Below are 18116 nucleotides of genomic sequence, written 5' to 3'. Positions count from 1 at the left end.
CCCCTACGCACCCACGCCCGCCGCGTCCCGCACCTCGGGCTCCTGAAGCCCCCGCGCCGTGCGTTCCGCCGTCGCACGGGCCCAGCGGCCCGTCGTCAGGGCGCCCAGGAGCAGGACCGCGAGGCCGCAGGCGGTGAGGATCCACCAGCCGGTGCGCGCGGCCGGGACGAAGACCTCCTTGTACGGGCCCGAGTGGATGCCCGCGGCCAGGACCGCGCCGATCACCGCGACGCCCAGCGTGCCGCCGATCTGGCGGCTGGTGGAGGCCACCGCCGCGGCGACACCGGCCTGGGCCCGGGGCATCCCGGAGACGGCCGTGTTGGTGATGGGCGCGTTCACGAAGCCGAAGCCCAGGCCGAAGAGGACGTAGCCGATCGACAGGGTGACGTTCGAGGTCTGCGCCTCGAAGGCCCCGAACAGGACACCGCTCGCCGTCATCGCGATCCCCGCCGTGAGCAGCGAGACGCGGGGGCCGCGACTGCCGACCAGACGGCCCGAGAGCGGGGCGCACACGGCGCACATGACGGCCATCGGCAGCATCCACAGACCCGCGTGCAGCGCGTCCAGACCGCGCACGTTCTGCAGGTACAGCGTCGACAGGAACAGGAAGCCGCTGAGCGCCGCGAACGCGCTGATCGCGATGACCGTGGCCCCGCTGAACGGCACCGAACGGAAGAAGCGCAGGTCGATCAGGGGTTCGGCGCGCCGGGGCTCGTACCACAGCAGGGCGAGCAGCGCGGCGAGCGCGACCGCGCCGTAGGCCAGGGTGTGCCCGGCGCTCGTGTTCGGTGCCTCGATGATCGCGTAGGTCAGGGAGCCCAGCAGGGCGATCACCAGGAGCTGGCCCACCGGGTCCGGGCGGCGCGCCCTGGGGGCGCGGGACTCCGGCACGTACAGGAAGGTGAGCAGCAGCGCGGCGACGCCCACCGGCAGGTTGATCCAGAAGATCGAGCGCCAGCCGACCGAGTCGACCAGCAGACCGCCCACGATCGGGCCCGCCGCCATCGATATGCCGACCACACCGCCCCAGGCGCCGATCGCGCGGGCCCGCTCGCGGGGGTCGGTGAAGGTGTTGGTGATGATCGACATCGCGACCGGGTTGAGCATCGAACCTCCCACGGCCTGCACCATGCGGAAGACGACCAGCAGGGTGAGGCTCGGGGCGAGGGAGCACAGGACCGAGCCGATGGTGAAGAGCACCAGGCCGGTCTGGAAGACCTTGCGGCGGCCGATGCGGTCCGCCGTCGAACCCGCGAGCATCAGCAGCGAGGCCAGCACGAGCGTGTACGCGTCGATCGTCCACTGCAGGCCCGCCACGCTCGCGTGCAACTCCCTCTGCATCGAGGGCAGCGCGACGTTCAGAACGGTGTTGTCCAGGCTCACGATCAGCAGGCTCATACAGCAGATCGCGAGCACCAGAAGACGTCGTCGATGGCTGAGCTCGGGCATACGGCCATCGTACGCCCATGTCGATAGTGCGGTTAACTAATGACCGCTACATGATCGGCGTGTCGAGTACCTCTCGGCGTGCGTGACAATGGGGGAATGTCCACGCCCACGATGAACTCGACCTTGCGGATCGGTCCGCACGCCGTCCAGCCACCCGTCGTGCTCGCGCCCATGGCCGGGATCACGAACGCGCCCTTCCGCACGCTGTGCCGGGAGTTCAGCGGCGGCAAGGGGCTGTTCGTGAGCGAGATGATCACGACCCGGGCGCTGGTCGAACGCAACGACAAGACCATGCAGCTGATCAAGTTCGACGCGAGCGAGCAGCCGCGCTCGATCCAGCTGTACGGCGTGGACCCGGCGACCGTCGGCAAGGCCGTCCGCATGATCGCGGAGGAGGACCTGGCCGACCACATCGACCTCAACTTCGGCTGCCCGGTGCCCAAGGTCACCCGAAAGGGTGGTGGGTCCGCCCTCCCGTACAAGCGGAACCTGCTGCGGGCGATCCTGCGCGAGGCCGTGAGCGGCGCCGGCGACCTCCCGGTCACCATGAAGATGCGCAAGGGCATCGACGACGACCACCTCACCTACCTGGACGCCGGGCGGATCGCCGTCGAGGAGGGTGTGACGGCCATCGCGCTGCACGGCCGTACGACCGCCCAGCACTACGGCGGTACGGCGGACTGGGACGCCATCGCGCGGCTGAAGGAGCACGTCCCGGAGATCCCGGTGCTCGGCAACGGCGACATCTGGTCGGCCGAGGACGCCCTGCGGATGGTGCGCGAGACGGGCTGCGACGGGGTCGTCGTCGGCCGCGGCTGCCTGGGCCGGCCGTGGCTGTTCGCGGATCTGGTGGCCGCCTTCGAGGGGCGGGACGACGACTTCCACCGGCCCACCCTACGGGAGGTCGCGGACGTCATGGTCCGGCACGCCGGCCTGCTCGGCGAGTGGATCGGCGACGAGTCGCGGGGCGTCATCGACTTCCGCAAGCACGTGGCCTGGTATCTGAAGGGCTTCTCGGTCGGCTCGGAGATGCGCAAGCGGCTCGCGATCACCTCCTCGCTCCAGGAGTTGCGGGCCGGGCTTGGGGAGCTCGACCTCGACCAGCCCTGGCCGGCCGGCGCCGACGGACCCCGCGGCCGTACGTCCGGCAACAACCGGGTGGTGCTGCCGGACGGCTGGCTGAGGGACCCGTACGACTGCGCGGGGATCGGCGAGGACGCGGAACTGGACACGTCCGGGGGCTGAGAGCTCCGCCCGGGGTCAGCCCTTCGACGGGTGCGGGGTCGAGCCGTACGCCGTCAGGAAGCGGTCGCGGAACGAACTCATCTTCCACACGGGCGCGTTGTGGGCGGGCCGCAGGCCGTCGGACCAGCCCCAGTCGGCGACCTTGTCGAGCACCTTCGGGTCCTTGGCGACGATCGCGCACGGCACGTCATGGCTGGCGTGGTTGCCGCTGACGTGGGCGTTCGCCTGGTGGTCGCCGAGGAAGACGAGCACGGTGTCGTCGTTGCCGTAGCGCTCCAGGAACTGGGTCAGGCTGGTGACGGAGTACTGGACGGACTTGCCGTACTCCTCCTTCGCGTGGGTGTCGTTGGTGTAGGTGTAGTCGGGCGTGTTGCCCGCCTTCTCGATGGAGCCGAAGATCGAGCCGTTGCCCAGCTGGTCCCAGCCGACCATCTTGGGGATCGGGGCCCAGGGCGTGTGACTGGAGGTCAGGATGATCTCCGACATCAGCGGCTTGTCGCGCTTCTTGCCGTGCACCAGGCGCTGGAAGGCCTCCAGCGTGTACTGGTCGGGCATCGTCGACCAGCTGAACTTCGGCCCCTGGTAGCCCAGGTGGGCGGCGTCGTAGACCTTGTCGAGGCCGTAGAACTTCGCCTCGGGCCAGCCCTTCGTCACACCGGGCATGACGCCGACCGTGTCCCAGGCGCCGGTCCTCTTGAAGGCCTTGGTGAGGCTGAGGTGGTCGCTCGCGGTCACGGTGCGGTAGCGGTTCTGGTTGTCGATCCACAGACCCGACAGGAACGTGGAGTGGCCGAGCCAGCTGCTGCCGCCGTACGTCGCCGAGGTCAGCCAGCCGCTCTTGGCGTGGAAGCCCGCCTTGGCGAGGGCCACGGTGCTGTCGTCCAGCGTCTTGTCGACGCCCGGTGCCATGATCGGGTCCTCGATGGCGCTGCGGCCGTAGCTCTCGATGAAGGTGAAGATCATGTCCTTGCCGCGCAGGCCGGGCACGAGCTGGGAGCCCGGGGTGTTGCCGAAGGCGTCGACCCTGGCGGTCTTCGAGAACGTCCGCTCGTCACGGACGGTCGCCGCGATGAGGTCGGAGCGGTACTGGACCATCGTGACGGTGCGCTCGGCGGCCAGGGGGATGCCGTTGACGAACTGGAGGCTGAGGGACTGGCAGGTCATCCAGACCATGCTGAGGACGAGGATGGTACGGGTGGCGTGGGTGCGGTGCCGGGCCATGAGGTTGCCGAGCCGGACGACGGCGAGCGCCGAGAAGGTCAGGACGACCAGGACGATCGTGATGGCCGCGACCACGACGCCGAGGGCGCCCAGGCGGCCGAGCGTGTCCTCCAGGTAGGACTCGGCGTCGCTGAAGAGGGGCCAGTCGAAGATGACGTTGAACCCGCGGCCCAGGTACTGGTTGAAGCCGATGTCGAGCAGGTTGAGGATGGTCAGCACGCCGAGCGCGATCCCGCCGAGCGAGGCCGCGACCAGCCGCGGTCGGCGCGGCAGCGCGGTCAGCACGACGGCGCCGATCAGTGCCTCCACCGGGAGCCGCGCGAACTGGGCGAGCCGGATGTCCTGGGGCTGGTTCGGCAGCACGAGCGAGAAGACGACGAGGGCGGCGGCGAGCAGGGTGACGGCGACCCCGAGGATGCGGGCGGCGAGGGGGTGGTCGGCACGCCAGGTACGCCAGGGGCGGCGCCGAGCGGGGGCGGCGGCCGGGGCTCCGGTGCCGCGGTCGCCCCCGGGCGCCTCGCCTCGGGCGTCGGCTGCGGTGCCGGTGTCGGCTTCCGGGTCGGTGGCGCGACCTTGGGTGGGGGGTGCGTCGTCGGTGTCGGCTTCCGGGTCGGTGGCGCGGCCTTGGGCGGGGGCTGTGGTGTCGGTGTCGGCTTCCGGGTCGGTGGCGCGGCCTTGGGCGTCGGCTGCGGTGTCGGTGTCGGTTTCCGTTTCGGTGGTGGGTGTCTTGCCTTCGGCGGGGGGTGGGGTGTCGGCTTCGGCTTCGGTGGGGGTCTCGGCTTGGGCGTTGGTGGGGGTCTCGCACGGGGCGTTGGTGGGGGCGGTCCTGGGTTCGGCCGGGGCGGCGCTGCCGGCTTCGCCGTCGGTCCCCTCGATGCGGGCGTCGTCCGTGGCTTGGCGCGTGCCCCCCGGGGCTCTCGACTCCGCCGAGCCGTCGGCCGCCGGACCGCCGACACCGCGCCCCCGGTCGTGCGCTGCCGCGGAGCCGTCCCCCCGGTCGTGTGCCGCCGGGGTACCGGTCTCCGGCTCGTGTGCTGCCGCGGAGCCGTCCCGTGCCGCCGGGGTGCCGGTCTTCGGCTCGTGTGCTGCCGCGGAGCCGTCCTCCCGGTCGTGTGCCGGCGGGGTGCCCTCCCGTCGGTCCTCTGCCGCCGGGGTGCCGGTCTCCGGCTCGTGTGCTGCCGCGGAGCCGTCCTCCCGGTCGTGTGCCGCCGGGGTGCTCTCCCGTCGGTCGTCTGCCGCCGGGGTGCCGGTCTCCGGTTCGTGTGCTGCCGCGGAGCCGTCCCCCCGGTCGTGTGCCGCCGGGGTGTCGTGCTTCGGTTCGGGCTTCGCCGTGGTGCCGGACGCCGACTCGGCATCCCGGGTGGCCGGTTGGGGTTTCTTCGCCGGTGCGGTACGGGCCGCCGGTTGGGAGGGTTCGTCCGGGGTCGGCTGCGCCATGTCCTCGGCCGCCGCACCGGCGCCCTGCTCGGACGCATCCGCCGCCGCGGGCCGCTCCTCCTCCGCCGACAGGAGCCCGTCCTCGGCCGCCCCAGCGTTGTCCGTCGTCTGTGGTGCGCGTGTGTTGAGAGGCAACCCGAGGGTCCTTCCGTGCGAAGCCCGTGGTGGAGGGGCGGGCCACGCTGGGGAGGCTGGGCCCGCCGTCATCCCGTACGGGCCGTCGCGCACGTGCGTTCAACCGGAGAGCCCATGCGCCCGGCAAACACCCGGCAAATCCGAGGTCAACCGGCCCCGGTCGGCACGCTACGCCCCGCCCACCGCGGTGAGCAGCGCGAGGGGTGTCGCCGCCGACCGGGACTCGCGCGTGCAGGCGTGCGGATACGGCACCGGCTCCGGATGCGAGTCGCGGCCGTAACCGGCGAGCACCTCCGGCAGCCGGTGCCCGGTCGCCGTCGCCGCGTCGACCAGCGCGTGCGCGACCGTACGGGCCTCGTCGTGCAGCCCGTAACGCGCGAGTCCCAGGGTGATCAGCGCGTTGTCGTGCGGCCAGACCGAGCCGCGGTGGTACGACATCGGGTGGTACGCCGCCTGGTCCGCCGCCAGTGTGCGGACGCCCCAGCCGGAGAAGAAGTCCGGTTCCAGCAGGCGCCGGCCGACCAGCGCGCCGTACTCCTTGTCCAGCAGGCCCGACCACAGCAGATGGCCCGCGTCCGACGCGAGCGCGTCCACCTGGCGGCCCTCGCCGTCGAGCGCCAGCGCCGGGAACGCCCGGTCGTCCATCCAGAAGTCCCGCTGGAAGCGGTCGCGCAGATCCCCGGCCGCCTGTTCGAGCAGCGCCGCGTACACGTCGTCGTCCCACACCGTGCGCGCCAGCTGCGCGGTGCGCCGCAGCGCGTCGTAGGCGTACCCCTGCGCCCCCGCCGCCATCACCGGCCCGCTGGGACGGCTGCCGTCGGCACAACAGATCGCGCCGGGGGAGTCCTTCCAGTTCTGGTTGGCGAGGCCGCCCTCGTCGGCGCGGTAGACGAGATAGCCGCGGGAGGTGAGCCCGCCGTGGTCCAGCATCCAGCCGATCGCCGCCCGGGCGTGGGGTTCCAGGCGGCGGGCCATGGCCGCGTCACCGGTCTGCTCGACGTACGCGCCGAGCAGCACCAGGAACAGCGGGGTCGCGTCGACCGAGCCGTAGTACCGCCCGTACGGCACCTGCCCGAAGTGCGCCAGCTCCCCGTGCCGCACCTCGTGCACGATCTTCCCCGGCTGGGCCACCGACCGCGTGCCCACCTCGGTCGCCTGGGTCGCGGCCAGCGCGGGCAGCGTGGCCGCGGCCAACCGGGGGCGGTAGGGGAGCGCGAAGAGGGAGGTGAGCAGCGCGTCACGGCCCAGCAGCGTGAGGAACCAGGGGGCGCCGGCCGCGGGCACGCTCAGTTCCTCGCCGTCGGGGCCCGTCGCCGGGACCTGGAGCGCGGCGAGGTCGGACAGGCCCCGCGCGCAGGCCGTGGCCAGCTCGGGCCATCCGGTGGGGAAGGCCACGCCCTCCATGAACTCGCCCTCCAGCGCGAGGAGCTGGTCGTTGGCGACGGTGGGCGAGGCGGGCACCGGCGGGTCCTGCGCCGCGCCGTGCGGCCGGGCCGCGACCCGCAGCGCCAGTTCCGCCGAGCCGTGCGGCTCCAGGTCCAGCGTCCACACCAGGCGGCGGGCGCCCGTGCCCGTCTCCTCCACCCCGTCCGGCGGGGGCTCGGCGGTCACGATCGTACGGGACCGCCACTCGCCGCGCCGGTAGCTGAACTCCACGCCGTCCTCCAGGACTTGGCGCGAGCGCACGGCGCCCGTCTTGGCGTACGTACGGTGGTCGGAGCGCAGCTCGAACTGGTCCGTGAAGTCGGCGTCCGCGGTGACCGCGACGCGGACCGTGGTCGGCACCGGGCGGTTGCTGGTGACCCGCAGCGACTCCACGAACGCGCCGTCCGCGACGGCCTGTTCGCGGAAGACGGTGTGCGCGGGCGGCTCCTGACGGCCACCGCGCGGCACCAGGACGCAGCGGGCCGTGTCCCCGCCGGCCACCGGTGCGAGCGTCTCCGGTACGGCGCCGTCGACGGTGAGCTGCCAGCGGCTCAGATGCCGTGCGTCGCGTACGAACAGCCCTTCCGGGGAGCCGCCGCCGCGCACCCCGCTGATGTCCCCGCTGTCGCTCACGGCGGCGAACGTCCCACCGCGCACGAGCAGATGATGCCGGTCCGTCATCCCCGGTCCCCTCCCTTGTCACTCCTGTCGAACGTGCCGACGCCCATGGGGGACACGCCGTCCCCGCAGCGTGCGTGGAGCAGGTCGAGCGTGAGCGCGGCGGTCCAGCCGAATCCGAGCGCCCCGCACGCCCGGCCGGTGTACGGGTCGACGTACTCCGCGAAGTCCGAGGCGTCCGCCGTCTGCAACAAGGCCTCGCGCAGCGCGTCGGCCTCCGCCCGCTTCCCGTGCGCCCGCAGGCCGCGCTCCAGCAGCCAGCCGGTGTTGAACCAGGCGGGCCCGCGCCAGTAGCGGTGTGGATCGAACGCCTCGCCGAGCAGGTCGTAGCTCGGTACGAGCCGGGTGACGCCGCCGAGCCCGAAGTGCGGCCCGCGCAGCGTCCTTACGAGCGCGGCCGCGATGTCACGGGGCAGCGTGGGCAGCAGCAGCGGCACCAGTCCGGACACGGTGCGTTCGGGCACGAGGGCGCCGGGCGCGGCACCGTCCCGCACGTCCCGGCAGAAGAACATCCCTTCCGCCGGGTCCCAGAGCCGGTCGACGAGGACCGTCGTCAGGCGCTCCGCGCGGGCGTGCCGGGCCGTGCCCGTCGCGCCCAGTTCGCGGGCCATACGGGCCAGCGCGTGCTCCGACGCGATCAGCAGCGCGTTGAACGCCGGGTCCTCCACCGCGAACTCGCCCGCCCCGGCCCCGTACCTCCCGTCGGACCCATCCCTGTATCCCCGGTCGCGGTAGTCCGTCGCCAGTCGCACGTAGCGCCCGTAGTCCAGATCCGTCGGCCGGTCCTCGGGTGCCCCGTGGTCGAGGTCCGCGCGGCGGAAGGAGCGGGCCGGGGCCGGGGTGACGCGGGACAGCGGCGCGTCCCAGGCGGGGCTGTTGTCCATGCCCTGCTCCCAGGGGTGCACCACCGAGACGAGCCCGCCGCCGCCCAGGTCGCGGCGGTGCAGCAGATAGCGGTGCCAGGCCGCCAGGCGCGGGTACACACGGGGCAGGAAGCCGCGCGCCCGGGACAGCCCCGGGTCGGCGAGGTGCACCAGCCAGGCCGCCAGCGCGTGCACCGGTGGCTGCACGATGCCCGAGGTCTGTACGGTGCGCGGTGCGCCCGCGGCGCGTCCCGCGGACGAGGAGCGCCAGAAGTCGGGGCTGGGGAAGTACGCGTCCAGTGGGACGGAGGAGTTGAAGACGATGTGCGGGATCCGCCCGTCCGCCCACTGGGCGGCAAGCAGCGTCTCCAGCTCCGTCTGCGCCCTCAGCGGCGACAGATGGCGCAGTCCGATCGCGATGAACGCCGAGTCCCAGGACCACTGGTGCGGGTACAGGCCGCGCGACGGCACCGTGGACGCCCCCGTCCAGTTGCCGTCCAGCACCTTCGCCGCCCTGACGTGCAGCGATCCGGCGGGCCCGGCCGGATCGTATACAGGGCTTCCGGGAGAGACGGTCTCGCCCGGACCGGACCCCGGGGGCGCGCCCGAGGTGCGCACGGGACCCGTGAGTTCCATGCGGCGGGCGGTGAGTTGGGTAGTGCGGTCCACTCAGGTCTCCCCGAAAGACGTCCGGCCGACCGGTTCGGCGGTGGCTACCGTAGAGTTACGTCTATTTAACACGCAAAACTCAATATGTAATGCAGAGTTGGTGAACGCAAGGGGGTGCGCATGAGTGGGAGAACCGGGAAGTCCGGCGCTCAGGCCGGCGCCGGAGATCTGCTCGAGCTGGTGCGCAGTGGCCGCGCCACGACCCGGGGTGCCCTGCAGCAGGCCACGGGCCTGTCGCGGGCCACGGTCGGCCTGCGTCTGGACCGTCTCTTCCGGGCCGGCTGGCTGCGCGAGGGCGCGGGCGGTCCGGTCGACTCCCCGCTCGGCGGCCGCCCTTCGATCACGCTGGAGTTCGACGACGCCCATGCGGTGGTGCTCGCCGCCGACCTCGACACACGGCACGCCCGCGCCGCCGTCCTGTCCCTGACCGGCGAGATCCTGGCCGAGCACGGCGGCACCCTGGTGATCGAGGACGGCCCGGACGCCGTACTCGGCGAACTGGGCCGCTGGTTCGCCGAACTGCTCGGGAAGGCCGGCCATCTCGCGCACGAGGTCTGTGGGATCGGGCTCGCCGTCCCCGGACCCGTGGACAGCGACACCGGCCGGGTCGTCCAACCGCCGATCATGCCGGGCTGGGACGGCTACGACATCCGGGCCCGCCTCGGCCGCGCCTTCGCGGAGCACGCGCACGGCCCCGCCGACGTGCCGGTGCTGGTCGACAACGACGCGAACCTGATGGCGTACGGCGAACAGCGCACCGGACATCCGGACTGCTCGGCGTTCGTCCTGGTCAAGGTCTCCACCGGCATCGGCGCCGGCGTGGTCGTCGGCGGCCGCATCTACCGCGGGGTCGACGGCGGCGCCGGGGACATCGGGCACATCCGCGTGCCGGAGGGCGCCGACGCGCTGTGCCGGTGCGGGTCCTACGGCTGTCTGGCCGCGGTCGCGAGCGGGGGCGCCGTGGCACGCCGGCTCGCGGGGGCGGGGGTGCCCGCCGCCTCCGGCTCGGACGTGCGGGACCTGCTGACCGCCGGACATCCGGAGGCCGCCGCGCTCGCCCGGGAGGCCGGGCGGCGGGTCGGGGACGTCCTGGCGACCGTGGTGACCCTGCTGAACCCCGGGGTGCTGATGATCGCCGGAGATCTGGCCGGAACACCCTTCCTCACGGGTGTGCGGGAGTTGCTGTACCAGCGCGCGCTGCCCCGCTCCACGGCGCACCTCGACGTGGTGACCTCGCGGCTCGGGGAGCGGGCGGCTCTGGTCGGGGCGGGTGCGCTCGTCGTCGAGCATCTCTACGCCCCCGAACGCGTGGAGGAGCGCCTGCTCGCGCTCGGTGTGTGAGGGGCCGTGACCTCCCTGTGACAGCCGTGTTTCCGTCCGAAGATGCGTCCGTATGGTGAAATCCGGGCGTCTCGCATAGCGTGATTCTCGCCACCCTTGATAGGGGTTACGCTCAGATGAGCGGATCATGAGCGACTGCACTTCTCCAAGGGGTGGCACTGAGTGCCACCCCTTGATCGTTCATCGATCGAAATCAGACGTGCCGAAACTCGCTCACATGAGCGATGTGCGCGGGCCTCGGACATCGATGCGTTCAAGAAGTGAAAACATGCGCTCGGGGCGACTTGCCAAGCCTTGACTTTCGATCCAGTGGCGGACGAGTGGTTACGTGCGCATGACGCGCAAGTGGACGTACCCAGGCGCCTTTGATCTGGGTATGTTCCTCGCCGTCAGGGCAGCCACCGCGTCCTCGAGGAGTCGAGACCGTGTCGGAAAACAAAGATCGCCACGTAACTGAAAACGGCGTCGAGGGCGTGAAGTTCGTTTACGACTTCACCGAGGGCAACAAGGACCTCAAGGACCTCCTCGGCGGCAAGGGCGCGAACCTCGCCGAGATGACCAACCTGGGTCTGCCCGTCCCTCCGGGATTCACCATCACCACCGAGGCCTGCAAGGTCTACCTCGACAGCGGCGAGGAACCCGCGGCACTGCGTGACGAGGTGAGCGCTCACCTCGCCGCGCTGGAGGAGCGGATGGGGAAGAAGCTCGGACAGACCGACAACCCCCTGCTGGTTTCGGTGCGTTCGGGTGCGAAGTTCTCGATGCCGGGCATGATGGACACCGTCCTGAACATCGGCCTCTCCGACAAGTCCCTGCAGGGCCTGGCGAAGCAGGCCGGCGACGAGCGCTTCGCGTGGGACTCCTACCGTCGCCTCATCCAGATGTTCGGCAAGACGGTCCTGGGCGTGGACGGCGAGCACTTCGAGGACGCGCTCGAGGCGGCCAAGGAGGCCAAGGGCGTCTCGGTCGACACGGAGCTGGAGGCCGCGGACCTCAAGAAGCTGGTCACCAAGTTCAAGAAGATCGTCAAGACCGAGGCCGGGCGCGACTTCCCGCAGGATCCGCGCGAGCAGATGGACCTCGCCATCAGGGCGGTGTTCGACTCGTGGAACGGCGACCGCGCGAAGCTCTACCGCCGTCAGGAGCGCATCCCGCACGACCTCGGCACAGCGGTGAACGTCTGCTCGATGGTCTTCGGCAACCTGGGCCCCGACTCGGGCACGGGCGTGGCCTTCACCCGGGACCCGGCCTCCGGCCACCAGGGTGTGTACGGCGACTACCTGCAGAACGCGCAGGGCGAGGACGTGGTCGCGGGCATCCGCAACACCGTCCCGCTGGCCGAGCTGGAGCGGATCGACAAGAAGTCGTACGACCAGCTGATGCAGATCATGGAGACGCTGGAGAACCACTACAAGGACCTCTGCGACATCGAGTTCACCATCGAGCGCGGCCGGCTGTGGATGCTGCAGACCCGCGTCGGCAAGCGCACGGCGGGCGCGGCCTTCCGCATCGCCACGCAGCTGGTGGACCAGGGCCTGATCGACGAGGCCGAGGCACTGCAGCGGGTGACCGGCGCGCAGCTGGCGCAGCTGATGTTCCCGCGCTTCGACGAGCAGGCGAAGGTCGAGCAGCTCGGCCGGGGCATCGCCGCGTCGCCCGGTGCGGCCGTCGGCAAGGCGGTCTTCGACTCGTACACGGCGATCAAGTGGTCGCGCTCGGGCGAGAAGGTGATCCTGATCCGCCGCGAGACCAACCCCGACGACCTGGACGGCATGATCGCCGCGGAGGGCATCCTGACCTCGCGCGGCGGCAAGACCTCGCATGCCGCGGTGGTGGCCCGCGGCATGGGCAAGACCTGTGTGTGCGGCGCGGAGGAGCTGGAGGTCGACACCAAGCGCCGGCGTCTGACGGCGCCGGGCGGCGTGGTCGTCGAGGAGGGCGACCTCGTCTCGATCGACGGCTCCTCCGGCAAGGTGTACCTCGGCGAGGTCCCGGTCGTGCCGTCCCCGGTGGTCGAGTACTTCGAGGGCCGGATGCACGCGGGCGCGGACGACGCCGACGAACTGGTGGAGGCCGTGCACCGGATCATGGCGTTCGCCGACCGCAAGCGGCGCCTGCGGGTGCGCGCGAACGCGGACAACGCCGAGGACGCGCTGCGCGCACGGCGCTTCGGCGCCCAGGGCATCGGGCTGTGCCGTACGGAGCACATGTTCCTCGGCGACCGGCGTGAGCTGGTGGAGCGGCTGATCCTCGCGGACACGGAGGTGGAGCGGGAGGACTCCCTCAAGGAACTGCTTCCGCTGCAGAAGCAGGACTTCGTCGAGCTCTTCGAGGCGATGGACGGACTCCCGGTCACGATCCGCCTGCTGGACCCGCCGCTGCACGAGTTCCTGCCCGACATCACCGAGCTGTCGGTGCGGGTGGCGCTGGCGGAGTCCCGTCAGGAGCCCCACGAGAACGAGCTGCGCCTGCTCCAGGCCGTGCACCGCCTGCACGAGCAGAACCCGATGCTGGGCCTGCGGGGCGTGCGGCTCGGCCTGGTCATCCCGGGTCTGTTCACCATGCAGGTACGGGCCATCGCCGAGGCGGCGGCCGAGCGCAAGGCCGCGAAGGGCGACCCGCGCGCCGAGGTCATGATCCCGCTCGTCGGCACGGTCCAGGAGCTGGAGATCGTGCGCGAGGAGGCGGACCGCGTCATCGCGGAGGTCGAGGAGGCCACCGGGACGCAGCTGAAGCTGGCGATCGGCACGATGATCGAGCTGCCGCGCGCCGCCCTCACGGCCGGCCAGATCGCGGAGGCCGCCGAGTTCTTCTCCTTCGGCACCAACGACCTCACCCAGACGGTGTGGGGCTTCAGCCGGGACGACGTCGAGGCGAGCTTCTTCACGGCCTACCTGGAGAAGGGCATCTTCGGCGTCAGCCCCTTCGAGACGATCGACAAGGACGGCGTGGGCTCCCTGGTGAAGGCCGCCGCCGAGGCGGGCCGCGCCACCCGCCCCGACCTCAAGCTCGGCGTCTGCGGCGAGCACGGCGGCGACCCCGAGTCGGTGCACTTCTTCCACGAGGTGGGGCTGGACTACGTGTCCTGCTCCCCCTTCCGGATCCCGGTGGCCCGTCTGGAGGCGGGACGCGCGGCGTCGCAGTCGACGGGCAGCGACCACCGCTGACGGCCCCGCGAGAACCCCGGAGCCGTCGTCGGTCCCCGACCCTCACCGACGATGACGACTCCGGTGCACCAGGAGGGGCGGCACCCTGTGCGGGGGTGCCGCCCCTTCGCATGCCGTCAGCTCTCGCAGGCCGGTGCGCGGCTCCGGGACGCCTTCGAGCGGCTGACAGGGGGTGACGTAGGACGCCCTGAAGGCCTGACGGGACGGCGTACGGTCACGCCGTGCTCCGCACGTCGTACGCCGCCACCCGCACCGTCTCGTCGTCCAGGCACTGGCCCGACAGCAGGTCGAAGCGCTGCTTGAGAAGGGGTGAGGCGACGAACGGGCGGCCCTGGTGCGTGCCCGTCAGGCCGCGGGAGAGGACCGCCGCGCCGGTGAAGGGATCCCGGTTGTCTATGCCGTACGTACGGCCCGCGCGGTCGCGGAAGAGCGCCGCCTGGCGGCCGTCCGGCAGCAGCGCCGCCACTCCGCGGCCCGGGATCAGCAGCCTCAGGTCGCAGACCGTGAACCAGCCGTCCTCCAGCCGGAGCTGGACCTTCAGATCGGTCGTCTCGGGTGCCAGGGTCATCGCTGGGCGCTTCCTTCCAAGGGCCGTGTGCCGATCGCCAGCAGGGGCAGGTCGGGCTTGATCTGGTCGCGTTCGGGGACGAAGCCGACGACCGGATCGGGGGTGTCGGGGGCGTTGACGAACGAGACGAACCGGGCGAGCTTCTCGGGGTCGTTGACGGTCTCGGCCCACTCGTCGCGGTAGCCCGCGACATGGGCGGCCATCAGGGCCTCCAGCTCCCCGCAGATGCCGAGCGAGTCATGGACGACCACGTCGCGCACATGGTCCAGGCCGCCGGGGATCCGCTCCAGCCAGACCGAGGTGCGCTCCAGGCGGTCGGCCGTGCGGATGTAGAACATCAGGAAACGGTCGATCAGCCGCACGAGCTCGGCGTCCGTCAGATCCTGCGCCAGCAGGTCGGCGTGGCGCGGGGTCGCGCCGCCGTTGCCGCCGACGTACAGGTTCCATCCGCCCGCCGTCGCGATCACGCCGAAGTCCTTCGACCGGGCCTCGGCGCACTCACGGGCACACCCGGAGACCGCTGACTTCAGCTTGTGCGGGGACCGCAGCCCCCGGTAGCGCAGCTCCAGGTCGATCGCCATACGGACGGAGTCCTGGACGCCGTAGCGGCACCAGGTCTGGCCGACGCAGGACTTCACCGTACGGAGCGCCTTTCCGTAGGCGTGTCCGGACTCGAAGCCCGCGTCCACCAACCTGGCCCAGATCAGCGGGAGTTGCTCGACCCGGGCGCCGAACATGTCGATCCGCTGACCGCCGGTGATCTTCGTGTAGAGACCGAAGTCGCGGGCGATCTCACCGATCACGATCAGCTTCTCCGGGGTGATCTCGCCGCCGGGGATGCGCGGTACGACCGAGTACGAGCCGTTCCTCTGCAGGTTGGCCAGGAAGTGGTCGTTGGTGTCCTGCAACGCGGCCTGCTCCCCGTCCAGGACATGGCCGTCGGCGCCGATCGCCGGGGCGAGCGAGGCGATGACCGAGGCGACCGCCGGCTTGCAGATCTCGCAGCCGTCACCGCCGCGCGCCTCCCGGCGACCGTAGCGGTCCAGCAGCTGCTGGTAGGAGCTGATGCGCAGGGCGAGGACGATCTCGTACAGCTCCTCGCGGGTCTGCGCGAAACAGCCGCACAGGCCCTTGTCGACCTCGACGCCGCTCGCCTCCAGTTCGGCGTCGACCAGTTGGCCCAGCACCTTGACGCAACTGCCGCAGCCGGTACCGGCCCTGGTGCACTTCTTGACCTGGGGCACGGTGGTGCACCGGTGCTCGGTGACCGCGCCGCGGATCGTGCCCTTGGTGACGTTGTGGCAGGAGCAGACGACCGCCTCGTCCGGCAGGGCGGACGGGCCCAGCTCCGCCGGGGCGCCGGACCCCGCGGGCAGCACCAGCCGCTCGGGGGCGACGGGCGGTACCGAGCCGGTGAGGGCGCGCAGGGTGCCGTATGCCTCCGCGTCACCGACCAGGATGCCGCCGAGCAGCTCCCCGTCGCGGCCGATGACCAGCTTCTTGTACGTGCCCGAGCGCGAGTCGGCGTAGACCACGTCGAGACAGTCGGCGGTGGTGCCGTGCGCGTCGCCGAAGGAGGCCACGTCGACGCCGAGCAGCTTCAGCTTGGTGGACAGGTCGGCACCGGTGAAGGCGGCCTCGTCGGCGGCGAGCGTGGCCGCCGCCGTCTCCGCCATCTCATAGCCCGGCGCGACCAGGCCGTACACCCGGCCGTCGGCCGCCAGCGCGCACTCGCCGATGGCGAACACACGCGGGTCGGAGACGGTGCGGCACCGCTCGTCCACCATGATGCCGCCGCGCTCACCGACGGCGAGCCCGCACGCGCGGGCGAGCTGGTCCCGGGGGCGGACACCGGCCGAGAACACGACCAGGTCCGTGGGAAGTTCGGAGCCGTCGGACAGCCTCATGGCCGTCACCGCGCCTTCCTCACCGACGACGATCTCCTGGGTGCCCGTGCCGGTGTGCACGGTCAGGCCCATGTCCTCGATGGTGCGCAGCAGCGCGGCGCCACCGCCCTCGTCGACCTGCACCGGCATCAGTCGCGGCGCGAACTCCACGATGTGGGTGGCCAGGCCCAGCCCCTTGAGCGCACCGGCCGCCTCCAGGCCGAGCAGACCGCCGCCGACCACCGCGCCGGTGGTGGCCCGCGCTCCCGCGTACTCCTCGATGGCGAGCAGGTCCTCGATGGTGCGGTAGACGAAGCAGCCCGTCGCGTCCTTGCCGGGGACCGGTGGGACGAAGGGGTAGGAGCCGGTGGCCAGGACGAGCGTGTCGTAGGAGACGGTGAGCCCGGAGCGTGCGGTGACCGTCCGGGCCTGCCGGTCGATCGTCTCGGCCGGATCGCCGAGGTGCAGCTCGATCCCGTGCCTCTCGATGAACTCCCCGTCGGTCATGGACAGTTCCTCGGGTGTGGTGCCCGAGAAGTACGAGGTGAGCTGGACCCGGTCGTAGGCGGGGCGCGGCTCCTCGCACAGCACGACGACGCGGTGCGCGGCGGTCAGGCCGCGCTCGGCGAGCGCTTCGAGGAAGCGCTGGCCGACCATGCCATGGCCGACGAGCACGATCGTGGGGGTGTCCGTGGACATCAGGAGCCTCCGTCGTTGGTGAGCAGGTGGAGCAGCGGGGCGCCGTCCGCGGGGAGCGGCTCCGCTCCCTCCCAGGCGCGGGCGAGCGCGCCGACGGTGCCGAGTTCGCCGACGAGCACGCCGCCGACCAGCCGGTCGTCGCGGACGACGACCTTGCGGTAGGTGCCGCGGGTGGCGTCGGCGAGCTGCACCACGTCGTCGCCGGGGCGGGCGTCCGTCTCGCCGAAGGCGGCGAGGTCGAGGAAGTCCTGCCCGGCGAGGGTGAGCCGGGTCAGGGAGCGGGTTCCGGTGTAGCGGGCGCCCGGGTCGCCCGCGCCGCCGGACTCGCGTGCGAGCAACTCGGCCAGAACCTCGGCCTGTTCGAGCGCCGGGGCGGCGAGCCCGTACACGGTTCCGGCGTGCTGGGCGCAGTCGCCGATCGCCCGGATGTTCCGGTCGCAGGTGCGCAGTTCGTCGTCGACGAGGACGCCCTTGTGGACGGCGAGGCCCGCGTCCTGGGCCAGGCCCACCCGGGGACGGACGCCGCAGGCCAGTACCACGAGGTCGGTGTCGAGGGCGTAGCCGTCGGCCAGCTCCACCGAGCGGACCGCGCCGCCGAGCGTACGTATGCCGCGGACGCGGGCCTCGGTGTGGACCTCCACGCCCAGACCGGTGAGGTGGCGGCGCAGCAGCCGGGAGGCGGCAGGATCGAGCTGACGCTCCATCAGGCGCTCGGCCTGCTGGGCCAGGACGACCTGGGCGCCGCGGGCCGCGAGCGCGCGGGCGGCGGAGACGCCGAGGAGCCCGCCGCCGATCACGACGGCGCGCACCCCTTCGCGTACCGCCTTGGCGAGTCCCAGGCAGTCGTCCATGGTGCGGAACGCGTGGACGCCCTCGGGGAGTTCGGTTCGGCCGGCGGTGAACAGACCGCGCAGGGGAGGGAGCACGGCGTTCGAGCCGGTGGCGAGGACGAGCGTGTCGTATGCGATCGCCGAGCCGTCCGAGCAGCGGATCTCGCGGGCCCTGCGGTCGATCAGGGTGACCCGGGCGCGGACGAGGCGCTCCGGGGCCGGGAGGGAGATCACCTCGGACGCGTACCGGCCGGCCAGGACGTCGGCGAGCAGGACGCGGTTGTACGGGGGGTGCTCCTCCTCCCCGACGAGCAGTGCCGACGCGCCGAGCTCGCCGAGCCGCCGGGCGAGACGGACGCCCGCGAGCCCGGCGCCGATCACCACCACACGCGTATTCGAGGTCATGCATGGCAGCGTGCGGTGCCGACGTTACCCGGCCGCATCATGACTGTTTCCCGCCGGGAACGCTGCCCTCAGCGGGGGTGGGGCGGTGGTGTGAGGGG

At 71.9% G+C, this 18116-nt stretch carries 10 protein-coding genes; 3 read left to right on the top strand and 7 right to left on the bottom strand.

All coding sequences use genetic code 11. From position 1 onward, the window contains the following. Positions 1–3: 3 nt before the first annotated feature. Positions 4–1449 carry an MFS transporter gene (locus tag ASC56_RS04775; protein WP_055489911.1) on the bottom strand — a complete coding sequence of 482 codons (1446 nt, stop codon included), beginning with the start codon at positions 1447–1449 and terminating at the stop codon, positions 4–6. Between the two features lie 111 nt (positions 1450–1560). On the opposite strand from ASC56_RS04775, the gene dusB reads away from it, so the two are divergent. Continuing rightward, a complete protein-coding gene (dusB, locus tag ASC56_RS04770) occupies positions 1561–2694 on the top strand; it encodes a tRNA dihydrouridine synthase DusB (RefSeq protein WP_199835932.1) in 1134 nt (377 codons plus the stop codon). 15 nt (positions 2695–2709) lie between these two features. Here the strand turns inward: dusB and ASC56_RS04765 are convergent, their stop codons facing one another. The 3 genes from ASC56_RS04765 to ASC56_RS04755 all read right to left on the bottom strand — a co-directional run bounded on the left by ASC56_RS04765 (position 2710) and on the right by ASC56_RS04755 (position 9122). Further along, positions 2710–4791, bottom strand: coding sequence for a hypothetical protein (locus ASC56_RS04765; RefSeq protein ID WP_371330038.1), 2082 nt, complete (start codon positions 4789–4791; stop codon positions 2710–2712). 864 nt (positions 4792–5655) lie between these two features. Next, the gene (locus ASC56_RS04760; RefSeq protein ID WP_055489909.1) at positions 5656–7593 is read right to left on the bottom strand and encodes a glycogen debranching N-terminal domain-containing protein; all 1938 of its coding nucleotides are present in this window, start codon (positions 7591–7593) and stop codon (positions 5656–5658) included. Further along, positions 7590–9122, bottom strand: a complete 1533-nt coding sequence (locus ASC56_RS04755; RefSeq protein WP_055489908.1) for a hypothetical protein — start codon at positions 9120–9122, stop codon at positions 7590–7592. The genes ASC56_RS04760 and ASC56_RS04755 overlap by 4 nt, the downstream gene beginning before the upstream one ends. A gap of 120 nt (positions 9123–9242) precedes the next feature. Here ASC56_RS04755 and ASC56_RS04750 point away from each other — a divergent pair, with 120 nt between their 5' ends. After that, positions 9243–10463 carry an ROK family protein gene (locus ASC56_RS04750; protein WP_199835915.1) on the top strand — a complete coding sequence of 407 codons (1221 nt, stop codon included), beginning with the start codon at positions 9243–9245 and terminating at the stop codon, positions 10461–10463. A 425-nt stretch (positions 10464–10888) separates the two neighbouring features. Next, complete coding sequence (gene ppdK, locus ASC56_RS04745) at positions 10889–13630, top strand: pyruvate, phosphate dikinase (protein WP_055489906.1); 2742 nt, start codon at positions 10889–10891, stop codon at positions 13628–13630. Positions 13631–13844: 214 nt separating this feature from the next. On the opposite strand, the gene nirD is transcribed toward ppdK, so the two are convergent. Genes nirD through ASC56_RS04730 form a run of 3 tightly spaced genes read right to left on the bottom strand, consistent with a single transcriptional unit; the run spans position 13845 to position 18018 of the window. Beyond that, the gene (gene nirD / locus ASC56_RS04740) at positions 13845–14198 is read right to left on the bottom strand and encodes a nitrite reductase small subunit NirD (RefSeq protein WP_055489905.1); all 354 of its coding nucleotides are present in this window, start codon (positions 14196–14198) and stop codon (positions 13845–13847) included. Continuing rightward, the gene (gene nirB, locus ASC56_RS04735) at positions 14195–16783 is read right to left on the bottom strand and encodes a nitrite reductase large subunit NirB (protein WP_199835909.1); all 2589 of its coding nucleotides are present in this window, start codon (positions 16781–16783) and stop codon (positions 14195–14197) included. The genes nirD and nirB overlap by 4 nt, the downstream gene beginning before the upstream one ends. After that, positions 16783–18018, bottom strand: a complete 1236-nt coding sequence (locus ASC56_RS04730; protein WP_055489904.1) for an NAD(P)/FAD-dependent oxidoreductase — start codon at positions 18016–18018, stop codon at positions 16783–16785. Before ASC56_RS04730 ends, nirB begins: the two co-directional genes overlap by 1 nt. Positions 18019–18116: the final 98 nt, after the last annotated feature.

The organism is Streptomyces sp. TP-A0356 (genome assembly GCF_001417775.1).
In the GTDB taxonomy this organism is placed as follows: domain Bacteria; phylum Actinomycetota; class Actinomycetes; order Streptomycetales; family Streptomycetaceae; genus Streptomyces.
The sequence above is the reverse complement of the archived record's forward strand: the minus strand, read 5'-3'. Positions and strand labels throughout refer to the sequence as shown.

Excerpts from the sequence above, each read along its gene's own strand:
- ASC56_RS04775 (WP_055489911.1), bottom strand. The coding sequence starts at position 1,449 with ATGCCCGAGCTCAGCCATCGACGACGTCTTCTGGTGCTCGCGATCTGC.
- dusB (WP_199835932.1), top strand. The coding sequence starts at position 1,561 with ATGAACTCGACCTTGCGGATCGGTCCGCACGCCGTCCAGCCACCCGTC.
- ASC56_RS04760 (WP_055489909.1), bottom strand. The coding sequence starts at position 7,593 with ATGACGGACCGGCATCATCTGCTCGTGCGCGGTGGGACGTTCGCCGCC.
- ASC56_RS04750 (WP_199835915.1), top strand. The coding sequence starts at position 9,243 with ATGAGTGGGAGAACCGGGAAGTCCGGCGCTCAGGCCGGCGCCGGAGAT.
- nirD (WP_055489905.1), bottom strand. The coding sequence starts at position 14,198 with ATGACCCTGGCACCCGAGACGACCGATCTGAAGGTCCAGCTCCGGCTG.
- nirB (WP_199835909.1), bottom strand. The coding sequence starts at position 16,783 with ATGTCCACGGACACCCCCACGATCGTGCTCGTCGGCCATGGCATGGTC.
- ASC56_RS04730 (WP_055489904.1), bottom strand. The coding sequence starts at position 18,018 with ATGACCTCGAATACGCGTGTGGTGGTGATCGGCGCCGGGCTCGCGGGC.